General features: G+C 62.0%; 12 protein-coding genes. 9 read left to right on the top strand and 3 right to left on the bottom strand.

Annotated elements, in window-relative coordinates; genetic code table 11:
* The first annotated feature begins 37 nt into the window (after positions 1 to 37).
* The 4 genes from ACMQ11_RS11090 to ACMQ11_RS11075 all read left to right on the top strand — a co-directional run bounded on the left by ACMQ11_RS11090 (position 38) and on the right by ACMQ11_RS11075 (position 3,620).
* Positions 38 to 1,009 (top strand): polyprenyl synthetase family protein, encoded by a 972-nt coding sequence (locus ACMQ11_RS11090; protein WP_418992836.1) that lies wholly within the window; start codon positions 38 to 40, stop codon positions 1,007 to 1,009.
* Between the two features lie 2 nt (positions 1,010 to 1,011).
* Complete coding sequence (locus ACMQ11_RS11085) at positions 1,012 to 1,794, top strand: hypothetical protein (RefSeq protein WP_418992835.1); 783 nt, start codon at positions 1,012 to 1,014, stop codon at positions 1,792 to 1,794.
* Between the two features lie 8 nt (positions 1,795 to 1,802).
* On the top strand, positions 1,803 to 3,050 hold the full coding sequence (locus ACMQ11_RS11080) for a peptidase U32 family protein (protein ID WP_418992834.1): 1,248 nt from the start codon (positions 1,803 to 1,805) through the stop codon (positions 3,048 to 3,050).
* Positions 3,051 to 3,158: 108 nt separating this feature from the next.
* Entirely contained in the window at positions 3,159 to 3,620 is a 462-nt protein-coding gene (locus tag ACMQ11_RS11075) for a hypothetical protein (protein ID WP_418992833.1), read from the top strand.
* 98 nt (positions 3,621 to 3,718) lie between these two features.
* On the opposite strand, the gene ACMQ11_RS11070 is transcribed toward ACMQ11_RS11075, so the two are convergent.
* Genes ACMQ11_RS11070 through ACMQ11_RS11060 form a run of 3 tightly spaced genes read right to left on the bottom strand, consistent with a single transcriptional unit; the run spans position 3,719 to position 9,879 of the window.
* Positions 3,719 to 4,924, bottom strand: coding sequence for a DUF4369 domain-containing protein (locus tag ACMQ11_RS11070; RefSeq protein ID WP_418992832.1), 1,206 nt, complete (start codon positions 4,922 to 4,924; stop codon positions 3,719 to 3,721).
* Between the two features lie 21 nt (positions 4,925 to 4,945).
* Entirely contained in the window at positions 4,946 to 6,601 is a 1,656-nt protein-coding gene (locus ACMQ11_RS11065) for a RagB/SusD family nutrient uptake outer membrane protein (protein WP_418992831.1), read from the bottom strand.
* Positions 6,602 to 6,621: 20 nt separating this feature from the next.
* A complete protein-coding gene (locus ACMQ11_RS11060; RefSeq protein ID WP_418992830.1) occupies positions 6,622 to 9,879 on the bottom strand; it encodes a SusC/RagA family TonB-linked outer membrane protein in 3,258 nt (1,085 codons plus the stop codon).
* Between the two features lie 483 nt (positions 9,880 to 10,362).
* Between ACMQ11_RS11060 and ACMQ11_RS11055 the strand changes: the two genes are divergently transcribed.
* The 5 genes from ACMQ11_RS11055 to ACMQ11_RS11035 all read left to right on the top strand — a co-directional run bounded on the left by ACMQ11_RS11055 (position 10,363) and on the right by ACMQ11_RS11035 (position 15,014).
* Positions 10,363 to 10,554, top strand: a complete 192-nt coding sequence (locus tag ACMQ11_RS11055) for a hypothetical protein (RefSeq protein WP_418992829.1) — start codon at positions 10,363 to 10,365, stop codon at positions 10,552 to 10,554.
* A gap of 192 nt (positions 10,555 to 10,746) precedes the next feature.
* The gene (locus ACMQ11_RS11050; RefSeq protein WP_418993035.1) at positions 10,747 to 12,117 is read left to right on the top strand and encodes an MFS transporter; all 1,371 of its coding nucleotides are present in this window, start codon (positions 10,747 to 10,749) and stop codon (positions 12,115 to 12,117) included.
* Between the two features lie 47 nt (positions 12,118 to 12,164).
* On the top strand, positions 12,165 to 13,556 hold the full coding sequence (locus ACMQ11_RS11045; protein ID WP_418992828.1) for an aminopeptidase P family protein: 1,392 nt from the start codon (positions 12,165 to 12,167) through the stop codon (positions 13,554 to 13,556).
* A 25-nt stretch (positions 13,557 to 13,581) separates the two neighbouring features.
* Positions 13,582 to 13,809, top strand: coding sequence for a hypothetical protein (locus ACMQ11_RS11040; protein ID WP_418992827.1), 228 nt, complete (start codon positions 13,582 to 13,584; stop codon positions 13,807 to 13,809).
* 29 nt (positions 13,810 to 13,838) lie between these two features.
* Positions 13,839 to 15,014 carry a DUF418 domain-containing protein gene (locus ACMQ11_RS11035; RefSeq protein ID WP_418992826.1) on the top strand — a complete coding sequence of 392 codons (1,176 nt, stop codon included), beginning with the start codon at positions 13,839 to 13,841 and terminating at the stop codon, positions 15,012 to 15,014.
* Positions 15,015 to 15,029 lie beyond the last annotated feature (15 nt).

The raw sequence follows: 15,029 nt of genomic DNA, 5'->3' as shown, positions 1-15,029 counted from the left end.
TTGGGACAGTTTCACATCTAAATACGATCTTTCGGCCATGCAAACCAATGAGCAACTGCTCTCAGCAATCGAAAACCACCTGGCGCAGATCGGCTTTCCGGCCGAGCCCCAGCTTCTCTACGCCCCCATCGGCTACTCGCTCGCGGGCGGCGGCAAACGGCTGCGCCCGATGCTCGTGATGCTCGCCGCGGGCATCTTCACCGACCGGGTCCAGGCGGCCCTCCCGGCGGCCGCGGCCGTCGAGGTGTTCCACAATTTCACGCTGCTCCACGACGACATCATGGACAACGCCTCGATCCGCCGCGGCAAGCCCTCGGTCTATGCCCGGTGGGGGCAGAACGTGGCCATCCTCTCGGGCGACGCCATGATGATCTGCGCCTACCGGCTGCTGTCGGAGGTGCCCGCGCCCCTGCTGCCCGAGATCCTCTCGACGTTCAATGCCATGGCGCTCGAGGTGTGCGAGGGGCAGCAGTACGACATGGATTTCGAGCAGAAGCAGAAAGTCTCGGTGGTCGAATACATGCACATGATCGAATTGAAGACCTCGGCCCTGCTGGCCGGTGCGACGGTGATCGGCGCCCTCGTGGGTGGCGCCTCGGAGGAGGACTGCCGACGCCTCAGACGCTTCGCCCTCGAACTGGGGCTGGCGTTCCAGTTGCAGGACGACCTGCTGGACAGCTACGGCGACGAGCGGCTGGGCAAGGCCATCGGCGGCGACATTCTCGAGGGTAAGAAGACCTACCTGATGATAACGGCCATGAGCCGGGCCGACGAGCCCGCGCGCGAGGTGCTGCGCACCGCCCACCGCGATGCGTCGCTCTCCGACGCCGAGAAGATCGCCCGCGTCAAGGCCATCTACGATGCGCTCGACGTGCCGCGCCTCGCTCAGCAGCAGATCCAGCTGCGCTTCGAGCGGGCGCTGGCCGTCCTGGAAACCCTCTCGGTGGAGCGTGCGCGCACGGAACGGATGCGCAGTTATGCCGAAAGTCTGATCGATCGCAAGAGGTAGGGATGAAACGGCTTGCGACGATACTGCTTGTGCTGCCGACGCTGCTCGGCGTGCGGGCTGAGGGACCCGTCATCGATCGGGAGCAGCTCCTCAAGCAGGACCTCTCGATGCTCTGGACGGGTCCGCTGCCGTTGATCGACCGCGAAGACACCACCGCGCTCGAATGGGTCGAGCGTCCCGAACCGCTGGGATACATCGGCAAGGAGTTCCGGCGGTTTTCCATCCACATCGCGTCCGTCACCCGATCCGCGACCGATCCGCTGCGTTATGCGCTGCGCGGCAAGACCCGTACCGGCAGCAACATCTGCTCTTTCAGGGGCGAGCTTGCGATCGATTCCGTCGTCCGCCGCCCGGAATCGGGGGAGCCGGATGCGTGGGGCGGAATATTCGGCGGGTGGAGGCTTTACGGGCACTATACCCTGCGTGAAGACCCCGGACAGCCCGGAGCAGGCCTCTTCGAGGGAACCCACTGGCTCGACGTGGCCGCGGACGAGCGCGGCAATATCTATTACGACACGCTGATGATCATCGCCGACGGCTATCGCAACAACCAGTGGCAGGGGAACTGGCGAAGCGACAAAACCGGTGCGGCGAAAGTCTGCAACTGGGGCGATTTCCGGATTCCCGAGAGCCGGGGGCTGGACATCGGCGCGGGCGAATTCATGCCGGCCGGGGAGTACCGGCAGAACGGATGGCGGAGCTTTGTGGATTGTTACGACGCGGACGAAACGGTCCGGACCGCAGCCCGCCGGGAGGAGTGCTGCCAATGGTGGATGCTCGAATGACAAACCGTATGAAACGTTCCGACATCGAAATCATGGCCCCCGTGGGGTCGTACGAATCCCTTGCGGCGGCCATCCGGGCCGGTGCCGACGCGGTCTATTTCGGCGTGGGCAAACTCAACATGCGCTCGGCCTCGGCGGCCAATTTCACGCTCGACGACCTGGCGCGAATCGTCCGCACGGCCCATGCCGCGGGCGTGAGAACCTACCTGACGGTCAACACCGTCGTTTATGAGGACGAACTGCTGACCGTGCACGAGGTGATCGACCGTGCCAAACGCGAGGGCGTGGACGCCATCATCGCCACCGACATGGCCGCGATCCTCTACGCCCGCCGCATCGGCGTCGAGGTCCACATCTCCACCCAGAGCAACATCTCCAACTCCGAGGCGGTCAAGTTCTACGCCCAGTGGGCCGATACGGTGGTCCTGGCGCGCGAACTGACCCTGGAGCAGGTGGCGGCCATCCGCCGCGAGATCGTCGAAAACGACATCCGGGGACCGCGCGGCGAGCTGGTCGAGATCGAAATGTTCGCCCACGGCGCCCTCTGCATGGCCGTCTCGGGCAAGTGCTACCTCTCGCTTCACGAGACCGGCTGCTCGGCCAACCGCGGCGCCTGCCGCCAGTTGTGCCGCCGCAAATATACCCTCACGGACCGCGAAACCGGCGCCCAGCTCGACACCGACGGACAGTATATCCTCTCGCCGAAGGACCTCTGCACCGTCGATTTTCTCGACCGGATGATCGGGGCGGGTGTGAGCGTGCTGAAGATCGAGGGCCGCGCGCGGGGCGCCGAGTACGTCAAGCGTGTGGTCGAATGTTACGACCAGGCTCTGCGGGCCCTCGAAGCCGGGACCTACACCCCCGAACTGGCCGCAGGGCTCAAGGAGCGTCTCGGGACGGTCTTCAACCGCGGCTTCTGGGAGGGGTATTACGCCGGACGTCCCGTGGCCGAGCACAGCGAGCACTACGGTTCGGCGGCCACGCGCCGCAAGGTCTATGTGGGCAAGGTCGTGAATTTTTACAAGAAGATTTCGGTGGCCGAGGTGCTCGTCGAGGCCGCTCCGCTGGCCGTGGGCGAGGAGATTTTCTTTCTGGGCGCGACCACCGGCGTGGTGGAACAGCGGCTCGAAGAGCTGCACGACACCGACGGAAACCCCGTTGCGCAGGTAGCGCAGGGTACGCTCTGCGCCGTCCGCACGCGGGAACTGGTCCGACGAGGCGACCAACTGTGTAAATTCACAATTCATAATTCATAATTCACAATTTCGGTCGCTAAGAACGAAAGCGGGGAATCTTTTGCGACCTCTCGACTGCTCTCGGGGACCGGGAGCGGGTCTTTCCGGACGGAAGCGGAAATGTTATTTATGCAACACTTTATCGGAACGCTGATAAGCGAATGCAGAAACGCGGCGCAGCCCGAAGAATACGACTTTTTCGGGGAGCTGGTCGGCAGTTGGGAGATCGACTATGTCGACAACGATACCGGACGCACGATCCGGGGCGAGTGGCACTTTGCACGGATTCTCGACGGCATGGCCATCCAGGATGTCATTCTCCTGCCCGGCTTCGAACACGGAACGACGCTCCGCGTCTACAAACCCGCCACCCGAACCTGGGACATTGCCTACTGCTATACGGGACGGATCATGCGCTTCGAAGCCAGACGCGTGGGCGACTGCATCGTGCTGAGCTCGCTGGAGGACGAAAGGCGGAAATGGGTCTTTGTCCGGATCGAAGCGAGCCGTTTTCACTGGCAGGACGTGCGCGTGGGAGAGGACGGCGAGTGGCATGCCGATTTCGACCTCTATGCACGGCGTATCGGATAGCGGATAAGGACGCAACACCTCGAAGCGATTTGCGGTTCGAAACAATGAAACGCCCCTCCGGTGCTCCGGAGGGGCGTTTGGTATGCGGGAAGAGCGGTCTAACGTCCGTAAGTCTCCACGAGGAAAGCGTCGAGGTAGGCGCCGCGCATGTCGGTCTTGTAAAAGCGGCCCTCGCGGTCGAGGATGATGCAGCAGGGAACGCCAAAGACGTTGTAACGCTTCATGGCGTTGCCGTCCATCATCCCCACGTCGCGCAGCTGCACCCAGTCCATCTTCTCCTCGTCGAGGGCTTTCTTCCAGTCGGCGTCGCTCTCGTCGATCGAGACGCTCACGATGTCGAAATCGGGATAGCGCTCGCGCACGTGCTTCAGGTGGGGTATCTCACCGCGGCAGGGTCCGCACCACGAGGCCCAGAATTCGAGCATGCAGATCTTTCCCTCGGGGATCACCGACGAGAGTTTCACCTTTTCTCCCTCCCGGTTGTAGAACTCGCAGTCGATGAATTTCTCGCCAACGGCCAACTGCTTGGCCTTTTCGGCCTGGCCCTTGAGCCACTCGAACTTGGCCGTTCCTTTCCAGGCGGGTTCGAGAATGGCCATGAACTCGTCGATCTGAGCCGCCGTAAAGGGGCTGACGCTGCCGTCGCCGAAGAGGTAGGAGACCTGGTCGAACGAGACCGCAGCATCGGGAAATTGGCGCACGAAAGCGAGCGTGATCTCCCGTCTCTCTTTGGAGGCCTCGATCTCTTCGGCCGCGATTTCTGCTCCGACAGCCGGAACGACATGCTCTCCGGAATCGAACATGGGGCCGTAATACTCTTCGGTCATGCGTCTCGAAAGCGCGTTCAACCGTTCGTTGACCTCGCGCTGACGTTCCGTAAGCAGCTCGGCCTTGTCCTGCTCGGCCGAACCTTCGATGGTCGGTGGCACGGTCTTGCGATCGGGATTCCAGAAATAACTCTGCATCGTGTTCGCGTCGGCCACGAACGTGATGGGCGAGTTTTCGAGATAGAAGCGCTCGGAGAAAATTTTGCCGTAATCCGTCTCTTCGTCAGGCGTCCCTGCGGGATTGAGGTTCACCGTCAGACGGTGCATTTCCGGCGTCTCCACGCGGCCCTCGAGCCGGAATTTGCCGTTTTCGACCACGGCGCTGTCCACGGGTATCTCCTCGCCCTTGTTGTTCTGGTACAAGAGCAGCACCTTGCCGCCCTCGGCGTTGGCCAACGTGCCGTCGACCACAAAACCTTTCGGCCCGCAGGAGCACGCGAGTGCCGCCAGGCCGCAAATCAGGGAAATGCGTTTCATCTTTCTATCCATTATTTAAATTTAGGGCAACTGTTCCAGCAGGTTGTTTCCGGCACGCGCGGCACGCGGCACGGGTGCTATGAGGGTCTTGCCGGCGGCCACGAGCGGATTGGGGCAGAAATTCGCGCCGTCGAGTTTCAGGGCGCGCACCTGGTCGAAATAGTCGTCCTGGTTCTCGCCGAAATTCTCCATGAAACGGTGCTGCATGATCCGCCGCACCAGATCGGAGGCGGGAATGGCGTTCACATAGGCCTTGTCGTATTTCGCGCGTTCGAGCACGCGGGCCAAGGCCGAGCGAGCGGCCGCGAGGTGGCTGCCGCCCTGCCGGGCTTCGGCCTCGGCCTTGACATAGTAGACGTCGGCCATGCGCAGCAGGAAGATCGAGTTCGACGGTCCGGCCACCTCGGGGTAGTCGTTGTAGATGTATTTGCTCATCTTGCATTCGCCCTGGATCAACACGGGATCGTAGGTCTGGAGATAACGGTAGTCGTACCCCTCGCCGTTGAATTCCAGTTCGAAGACCTTGCCGACCGTTTGGGCATAGGGGCCGATGAACTCCTCCGCAACGGCGGCTTTCGCCTCCTCTTCGGTCATCTCGTAGCTCATGTATTCATCAATAATATCCTGCACCGAACCGTAATAGTCGGGACCGAAGAACTCTTCGTACATGGCATTGATAAAGGCTACCATATCCTGCTCGTTCGTCCCCTCGGCCAGCCAGTCGAAATACATCTGCGAATCGACCTCGGAAAAGTGTCCGTCGTCGGGATCGCCGACCAGTTGATCGGCCAGGGCCGTCAGCGGCGCGCCCGGACGGCTGTAAAACGTGCTGTACGAATTGGACTGCGTGGCGTTGGGATAGGTGCAGTAGAGGTTGAACAACTGCTCCGTGGAGCCGTAGGGGTTGCCGAAAGGCGCCAGGAAATCCGCTTCGAGGCTCGCGTCGTTGGCAGCGATCAGGTCGCCGGCCGTTTTGGCGGCGGCGGGATAGTCCTGCATCGAGAGTTCCACCTTGGCCCGGAGCGCCATCACGGCGTATTTGCCCGCGTGGCCCAGTGCAGGCTCGACGGGTGCCGATTCGGCCTTTTCGAGGTCTTCGAGAATCGTCATGTAGGAGTCCTTGACCGAAGAGCGCGCCCGGGGCGTGTTCGAGCGGACCGGCTCGTTCCAGATAACGATGCCGAAGCGCGACGTGAGGTCGTAGAACTCGCCGAAAGTCATCAGCAGGTAGTATTCCGACAAGGCTTTCATGAAATAGGCCTCGCCCAGCATTTCGTTGCGTCGCGCATCGGAGAGGTCTTGCAGATCGGCTTTTTGGAGGGCCGCGATGAACGAATTGGCGTTGTTGATGATGAAATACATGCCCGTGTAGAAATTCTCCAGCGACTGGTTGGTCTCCTCGAGAACGTTGATCAGGAATTGATTCCTCCCGACGATCTGCGAGTTGGCCGTAACGCCGGCCCGGACCGCCTGGTTCGAAAAGAAGGTCGACACCCCGAAATTCTTCCAGCCGGTGTAGATACCTGCAAGTTGATTCTCGGCCGAGGCCGCATCGGAGATAACCGTCTCGTCCGTCTGGACATATTCGATCTCCAGGTCGTCGAGCGACCCCAGCATGGAGCAGGACGCCAGAACCAGCGTCAGCAAAAAGACCGCTATTTTATAGCTCGATTTCATACTTTTCGTGTTTTAGAGGTTTAGAATTTGAGGTTCACACCGAACATGAAGCTGCGGGAGAGCGGATAGGGGTCGTCGTTCGAGCCCATGTCGATGACCATCGCGCCCACCGTTTCGGGGTCGATACCCGGCCACGAGGTGACCGTGAAGAGGTTGGTCGCCGTAAAATAGAGCGAGATGTTCTCCGTGCGGATGCGGTTCGACCAGCTCTTCGGAAGCGCGTAGGAGAGCGTCAGGTTTTTCAGACGCAGGTAGGAGGCGTCGAAGACCGCACGGTCCGTTATCCGGGAATTGTAGGAGTTTCCCATCGCCACCAGACGCGGGTAGCGGGCATCGGGCCGCTCGGGCGTCCAGGTGTGGCCGTAGACCTCGCGCGAGACGCTCTGGCCGAACGAGCCGGCCAGGTCGTTCAGAAGCGACTCGTAAACGGCTTCGGAGCCGTAGGAGAACTGGAAGAGCAGCGAGAGCGTGAGGTTGCGGTAGCGGAAACGGTTGTTCCAGCCGCCGAAGAATTTGGGTTCGGGGTTGGCCACTACGGCGCGGTCGTCGGCCGAGATGTGACCGCTGCCGTCGAGGTCGCGCATGATGTAGTCGCCTACGCCCAGCATACCGCCTTGATAGCCCTGGTTATGCCCTTTTGCGATGGCGGCCTCATCGAGCGCCGTGACCTCCTCCATGTTCTGCGAGATGCGGTCGACCAGGTAGCCTTTTACCACGCCTACGGGATAGCCCTCGACCAGCGCGTCCTGAAGCGCGGTGTTCAGCTGGGCCGCATTGAGCTTCTCGACCTTGTTGCGGTTGAGCGAAAGGTTCACCGAGGAGGTCCAGGTGAAATGCTTGGTGCGGAAGATGTCGCCGCCGAGCAGGATCTCCACACCGCGGTTGGACATGTCGATGATGTTGCTGTAAAACTGCGACATGCCCGATTCGAGAATGTGCGGAGCCGGGGCCAGCGCCCCGTCGGTGTAGCGGTAGTAGGTGTCGACCGAACCGAAGAGGCGGTTGTCGAAGAATGCGAAATCGAGACCCACGTTCCACTCGCTGGTCATCTCCCATTTCAGATCGGGATTGGGCAGGAAATCCTGCAACACGACGGCCGAGTTGTTGCCGTAGATGTTGCCGCCGTCCGCACCCGTGTTGACCTGGTAATACTGGATGTAGGAGAAATCGGGCACGTTCGTCGAACCGGTCTTGCCCCAGCTGGCGCGCAGCTTCAGTTCGTCGATCTTGTCCGTGCCGGCCAGAAAGGGCTCGCTGCTGATCATCCAGCCGGCCGATACGGCCGGGAAGACGCCCCAGCGGTTGTTGATACCGAATTTCGACGAAGCGTCGGCCCGCAGGCTCACCTCGGCGAAATAGCGCTCTGCATAGTTGTAGGAGACACGGCTGTATACCGAATTCAAACCGCCGCGCAGCGCACTGTCGGTGCCGCTGACGAATTCACGCGCCGCCGAGGGCTGCGTGAGCACCTTGTCGTCGGGGAATCCGCTGAACGAGAAGCTCGAACCGGTCGAGTGGGTGCGGTCGCTGCCGTAGCCGCCCATGACCTGCAACGTGTGGTCGTTGCGTCGCCAGTCGTAGTCGAGCCGGAAATTGACCGACGTGCTGGTCGTGCGTCCGTTGCCGATGTAGAGCGTCGAGGGCATGTTGAACCCGGGCATGATAACTTGCGTGGACTGGGGCGAGAACGAGTTGCTCTTCGAGTTGAAGATCATGGCGCTCAGGTCGGCGTGGAATTTCAGCCCGTGCTCCTTGCCCTGGTAGAGCGTGATGTCGGTATAGGCCGAAGCGGCGAAAGACTCGTTCTCGAAAAGGTTTCTGTTGGCCAGCAGCCCCAGCGGCGAGGCCTGCGAGGTTCCCTCCATGCCGTAGATGTAGTTGCCCTCGAGGCGGTTGATACTCCCGTCCTCGGCATAGGGGGTTCGATCCGGAGCGTACTTGTAGTTGCGCGTGGGGCCGTACATTTCGTCCAGCTGGCCTGTTTCGCGCTGCGAGTAGGAGTAGTTCATCAGGGCACCGATGCGGACCGTGCGGGCCAGCTGCGTGTTGACGGCCATACGGCCGCTGTAAGTCTCCATCTTGTCCCGGAGGTAGAGTCCCTGCTGGTTGATGCCGTTGAAAGCCACCGAATAGTCGCTCTTGTCCGTACCGCCGCGCACCGAAGCGGTGTAGGAGTGGCTGACGGCGTTGCGGTTGCGCACGATCTTGTCCCAGTCGGTGCTCGCGGTGCCGTAGAGCGAACGGTTGAGTCCCAGGAATTCGCCCGTATCCGGATCGATGCCGTATTTGTAGAGAATTTCGGCATAGTACGAGTCGAGCACCAGCGTACCGTATTGCATCCCCTCCTGCAAGGCGGCGGCAGCCCCCTTGAGCGATTCGGTTTGCAGCGCGAGGTACTCGGCATTGTTCAGCGGATCGTAGGTCTTGACGGGGTTGGCCACGCTGAGCGTGTAGCCGAACTCGACCGAAGCGCGGTCGCCCCGGTGGCCCGATTTGGTGTTGACGATGATGACGCCGTTGGCGCCCCGCGAACCGTAGATGGCCGTGGCCGAGGCGTCCTTGAGGATGTCGATCGACTCGATCTCGTTGGGCGAGAGGGTTTGCAGCGGGTTGATGGCCTGCGTGTCGTCGACGAACTGCGGGACGCCGTCGATCACGTAGAGCGGCGCGTTGTTGGCCACGCCCGACGTCATGTTGGGAACGGGCGAGGTGACGCCGCGGATGTTGATCTTGGCCACCGAGCCCAGCGCACCCGAGCTCTGGGTCACCTGCACGCCCTTGACCGAGCCGCCCAGCAGGTCCTGCACGGAGGTGGAAACCGGCGCCAGCGTGGCCACGTCGTCTTTCTTCATGGACGACACCGAGCTGGTCAGGCTGCGGCGGTTGCGGCTGCCGTAGCCGATCACCACCACGTCGTCGAGGAAATTGGCCTCGGGTTGCAGGGCGATGTCGAACGAGGTGCGGTTGCCCGGTACGAAGACGAACGGCTCGTAGCCGAGGTAGCTGACCGTAAGGGTCTGGTTGGGACTGTCGACCACGATCGAAAAACGGCCTTCGGAGTTGGTGATGCAGCCGTCGCCCTTGTCGCAGGCAATGGCGGCACCGACCATCGGCGAACCCGTTTCGTCGCGGACAATGCCGTGGATCGGGTATCTCTTTGCAGCCTGCACGGCAGGCTCTCCTCTCTGCCCTTCGGCGGCAAGGCCGTAAAGCGGCAGCAGGGATGCGGCTGCAAACAGCAGCAGGCACCTGGAGATGGATCGGTAGATTTTTCCCATATTGTTTCGGTTTTTAGTGAGAAATGGATACAAACGGATTCGCCCCGACAGTGCGTTCTGTCGGGGTGTGATTTAGAAATAGGCCGTGTTAACTATTCGTTCGCAGGAACTTGGAGGGGGGGGGGAATTTACGCATTACAGCCGTCCGGGCACGATGTGGCGTGCCTGCGGCGGCGGCAAAACGAAATGATATGGATGACGTTAAGATCATTTTCAGCAGCTCCTGCCGGTCCGAATCGCTCCCTGCCGCATCGAACCGTCATTTGCAAATGTATATAAAAATAACTTATGATAATAAAATTGCTGCGATTTTTTCAGGTGCACGTTGGAAAAGAGATGGTTTTGCACCGGGTTATTCTCAGACGGAAAAAGAGCATCGATTTTATTTGTCAAGTGATTTTTATCGATTTTCGATAATTATTTCTTGTTATTCGGGAAATTTGTTCGTATGTTTGTACCATCTGAACCGAAAGAACGTACCTCATGGAAATCGAAAAAGTCATCCGCATCCTGACGCTGCTGCTGGGCGTAGCGGCTTTGGCCATCCATTTTGCCACCCGATTGCTCTTTCCCGGAACATCGGGCGGCATCGACCTGTTGTTGGTGATCGTGGTGGTGCTCTGCCTGGTGAGCACCTGGAGGCAGACAAGGAAAAAGAGCGGCAATTCACTTTAGAAAGGTCGAGGAGGGCATATCGTCATTGCGAACGAATGGGAGGAATCGGCAGGGCAGGGTCTTTTCACATGCGGTTCGAAATAACATATTATATATAGGTTCGAACGCCGCTTAGCGCAAAAATTGCGTACTTTTGCCGTCGCAATGAATGCCTCCTTGCCCATATCCACGCTTCCGGCCGACGGGCTGCCCATGCCCCGCCGCCTGTGGGCCATCCTGGCCGTGGCGTTCGGCGTCGGGCTGTCGGTCATCGACAGCGCCATCGCCAACGTAGCCCTGCCGACCATCTCGCGCGAATTGGGCATCCCGGCGGCCGACTCGATCTGGATCGTCAACGCCTACCAGCTGGCCATCATGGTGACGCTCCTCTCCTTTTCGGCCCTGGGCGACGCGGTCGGCTACCGCAAGGTCTACATCGGCGGGCTGATGCTCTTCACGGTGGCCTCGGTCGGGTGCGCCCTCTCGGCGTCGCTGCCCACGCTGGTGCTCTCGCGCGTGATACAGGGCTTCGGCGCCGCGGCCGTCACATCGGTCAACACCACCCTGATCCGCATCATCTACCCCCGCGCGCAGCTGGGCCGCGGCATGGGCATCAACGCGACGGTGGTGGCCGTCTCCTCGGTCGCCGGACCGACGCTGGCCGCGGGCATCCTCTCGGTGGCCCACTGGCCGTGGCTGTTCGCCGTCAACATCCCCGTAGGGATCGTCGCCCTCGCGCTGAGCCGCCGCTTCCTGCCGCAGAACCCCGTGCGGGTGCGCGGCCGCCGGTTCCGGTGGCGCGATGCCGGGATGAACGCCCTCACGTTCGGTCTGATGATGGCCTCCGTCGAGGGGTTCTCGCACGGCATGGACCCGCGCATCCTCTCCGTGGGGATCGCCGCGCTGCTGATCGTCGGTTTCTTCTTCGTCCGCAGCCAGCTCCACGAGCAGTACCCCATTCTGCCGTTCGACCTGCTGCGCATCCCGATCTTCTCGGTCTCGGTCGCCACCTCCGTCTGCTCGTTCCTGGGACAGATGCTGGCGATGGTGGCCCTGCCGTTCTACCTCCAGCAGAGCTGCGGTTACGACGAGGTGCAGACCGGCCTGCTGCTCACGGCCTGGCCCGCGGTCATCATGGTCGTGGCCCCCGTAGCCGGGATGCTCGTCGAGCGGGTCCACGCCGGGCTTTTGGGCGGCACGGGACTGACGGCCATGGCGGCCGGGTTGCTGCTGCTGGCCTTTCTGCCCGCGCAACCCTCCACGGCCGGCATCGTCTGGCGGCTGGTGCTGTGCGGCGCGGGGTTCGGGCTCTTCCAGTCGCCCAACAACAGTATCCTGATCGCTTCGGCGCCTGCCGACCGCAGCGGCTCGGCCAGCGGCATGCTGGCCACGGCGCGCCTCCTCGGTCAGACCACGGGCGCGGCGCTGATGGCGCTATTGTTCCACCTCGCGCCCGGCCACAGCACCCGCACGGCGCTCCTCCTGGCGGGCGGCTTCGCCCTCACGGGGGCCGTCGTCAGCCTCACGCGGCTCTCGCTGCCGCTGCCCGAGGGGCTGCAACGGAAGAGAATTCACCGTTCATAATTCACAATTCAAAATTATTTGCTAATTTTGCTGAAAACAGCAACCTTATGTTCTCAGCAAAAACCTATGCCGCACGCCGCGAGGCCCTGCGCGCCAAGATCGGAGAGGGAATCATCCTGCTCCCGGGCAACCCCCTGACCCCCAACAACTACCCCAATAACGCCTACTATTTCCGGCAGGACTCCACGTTCCGCTACTATTTCGGTCTGAATACCCCCGCGCTGGCGGGCGTGATCGACTGCGAGTCGGGCGAGGAGGCGCTCTACGGCGACGATTTCACCGTCGAGGACATCATCTGGACCGGCCCGCAGCCCACCTTGCGCGAGCTGGGCGAAGGGGTCGGCATCACGGCCACATTCCCGATGGAGGCGCTGGAGCCGCGTCTGCGCAAGGCCATTGCGCTGGGGCGTCGCATCCACTACCTGCCGCCCTACCGGGGCGAAACGAAATTGCAGCTCTCGGCGCTGCTCGGAATCAAACCCGGGCTGCTGCACGACTACAAGTCGGTCGATCTGATGATGGCCGTGGCCGAGATGCGCGAGAAGAAGAGCCCGGAGGAGATCGAAGCGATGGAGCGCGCGTTCGGGATCGGGTACGAGATGCACACGCTGGCCATGAAGATGTGCCGCGCGGGCATCGTCGAGCGCCAGATCGCCGGGGCCATCGAGGGGGTCGCCAAATCCCGGGGCCAGGGCGTTTCGTTCCCCTCGATCGTCTCGCAGCACGGCGAGACGCTCCACAACCTCAACGCCGATGGGGTGCTTGAAAACGGACGCCTGCTGCTGTGCGACGCGGGCGCCGAGTCCGTCGAGGGCTACTGCTCGGACCACACGCGCACCTACCCCGTCAGCGGCAAGTTCACCCAACAGCAGAAAGACATATATAATATAGTCCTCGCGGCTCACGACCACGTGGCGCGCATCGCGGGTCCCCATATGATGTACACCGAGCTGCACAACGCCGCATTCGGAGTCCTCGCCGAGGGGCTCGTCTCACTGGGGCTGATCCGGGGATCGGCTTCGCAGGCCGTGGAGGCCGGGGCCATGACGCTCTTCATGCCACACGGGCTGGGACACGGGCTGGGCATGGACGTGCACGACTGCGAGGCGATGGGCGAGCGGTCGTTCGATTTCGCGCAGATCGCCGAGCGGGCCGCCGCCTCGGCCACGTGCATCTACCGCGCCGCCTGGCGGCTGGAGCCGGGCACGGTAATCACCGACGAGCCGGGCATCTATTTCATCCCCGCGCTGATCGACAAATGCCGCGCCGAGGGGCTCTACAAAGGCATCGTCGACTACGATGCGCTGGAGTCCTACCGCGACTTCGGCGGCATTCGCATCGAGGACGATCTCGAGATTACCGAGACGGGCAACCGGATGCTGGGCGACCGGAAGATTCCCGTCACGGTCGAGGAACTGGAGGCCGTCGTCGGCAGATAAACCAACACCCTAACCCGAACGCAAGATGAACAAAAAGACCAAATGGATCGTCTACGGCGCACTGGCGCTGATTGCCGTGCTGCTGATCGTGATCTTCTCGAAAAACATTTGGAACTGGTTCGAGAACGTGCTCGTCGAGGTGCTGATCTACGCCATCGTCTTTGCCGCGGGCTGGCTGCTGGGCCGCTACGGCGGACGCCGCGTCAGCCGCGACGAGCAGAACGTACGCAACATGACCGAGGCGCAACGGTAGCGCCCGTACACGATCCGAACCTCCCCGGAATGGACACGTACCGCACCTCGAATCTGCCCAACACCCGCATTCACGTGGCCGACGCGCTGCGCGGTATCGCCGTGGCCGGTATCATCCTCATCCACGCCTGTGAACATTTCAACCTCTACTGGGCCGGGCTGGAGTTGGACCGCGCCTTGGTTGCGGGGTGGGAAAAGCCCGTGGCGGAGGCGGCTTGGTGGCTGCTGGCGGGGAAGATGTACACCATCTTCGCCCTCCTGTTCGGGCTGAGTTTCTACATCCAGAGCGACAACCAGGCGCAGCGCGGCCGGTCGTTCGCTGCACGGTTCACGTGGCGCATGGTGCTGCTGTTCGGGATCGGCATGGTGAACACCGCGTTCTACAACGGCGACGTGCTGGTGCTCTACTCCCTGCTGGGGCTGCTCATGCCGTGGCTCGGAAAGCTCCCGACGCGGTGGCTATGGGCGCTCTTCGTCTTGCTGGCGGCGCAGCCGTTCGAACTTTGGCAGCTCGCTGAGGGCATGGTGCACTACGTGGACGCCTCCGTCTGGGGCGATGCGGCGCTCCCTGCCTTTACCGAGGGGAACCTCGCCGACACGCTGGCATCCAGCCTGCGCTACGGACAGCCGATGACCTTGGCGTGGTACCTCAACAGCGGCCGCGTCACGCAGACCCTGGCTCTGTTCGTGGGCGGCATGCTCCTCGGCCGTCGGCGCCTCTTTTACGACGAGCCGCAAAACCGCCGCATTTGGGGGTGGACGCTGGCGGGCAGTCTGGCGGCCACCTTTCTGCTCGCGGGAACCTGGGGCGAGGAGGGTACGCCGTTGCGGGTAATGACTGCGGCGTGGTACAACCTTGCGCAGACGATGGTCATGGTCTCGGGCGTGGTGCTGTTGTGGTACGCTTTCGCCGGGTTCCGCCGCGCGGTCGGACCGCTCGCGGCCATCGGGCGCATGAGCCTGACCAACTATCTCCTGCAATCCGTTTTGGGAACGATGCTCTTCTACAACTGGGGCTTGGGGCTTTACCGCCACGTCGGAACGGTCTACGCGCTTCTGATCGGCATCGGCATCGTCGTGGTCCAGTACCAGTTCTCGCGGCTCTGGCTGAAGCATCACTCGCACGGTCCCGTGGAGTGGCTGTGGAAAAAGGGAACGTGGATCAACCTGCCGTCCGGACGGCGGACGGTCCCGTCGGCGGATTGACCGCAGGCGCTTTTT

Source organism: Alistipes sp. (genome assembly GCF_048465575.1).
GTDB lineage: Bacteria > Bacteroidota > Bacteroidia > Bacteroidales > Rikenellaceae > Alistipes.
The sequence above is the reverse complement of the archived record's forward strand: the minus strand, read 5'-3'. Positions and strand labels throughout refer to the sequence as shown.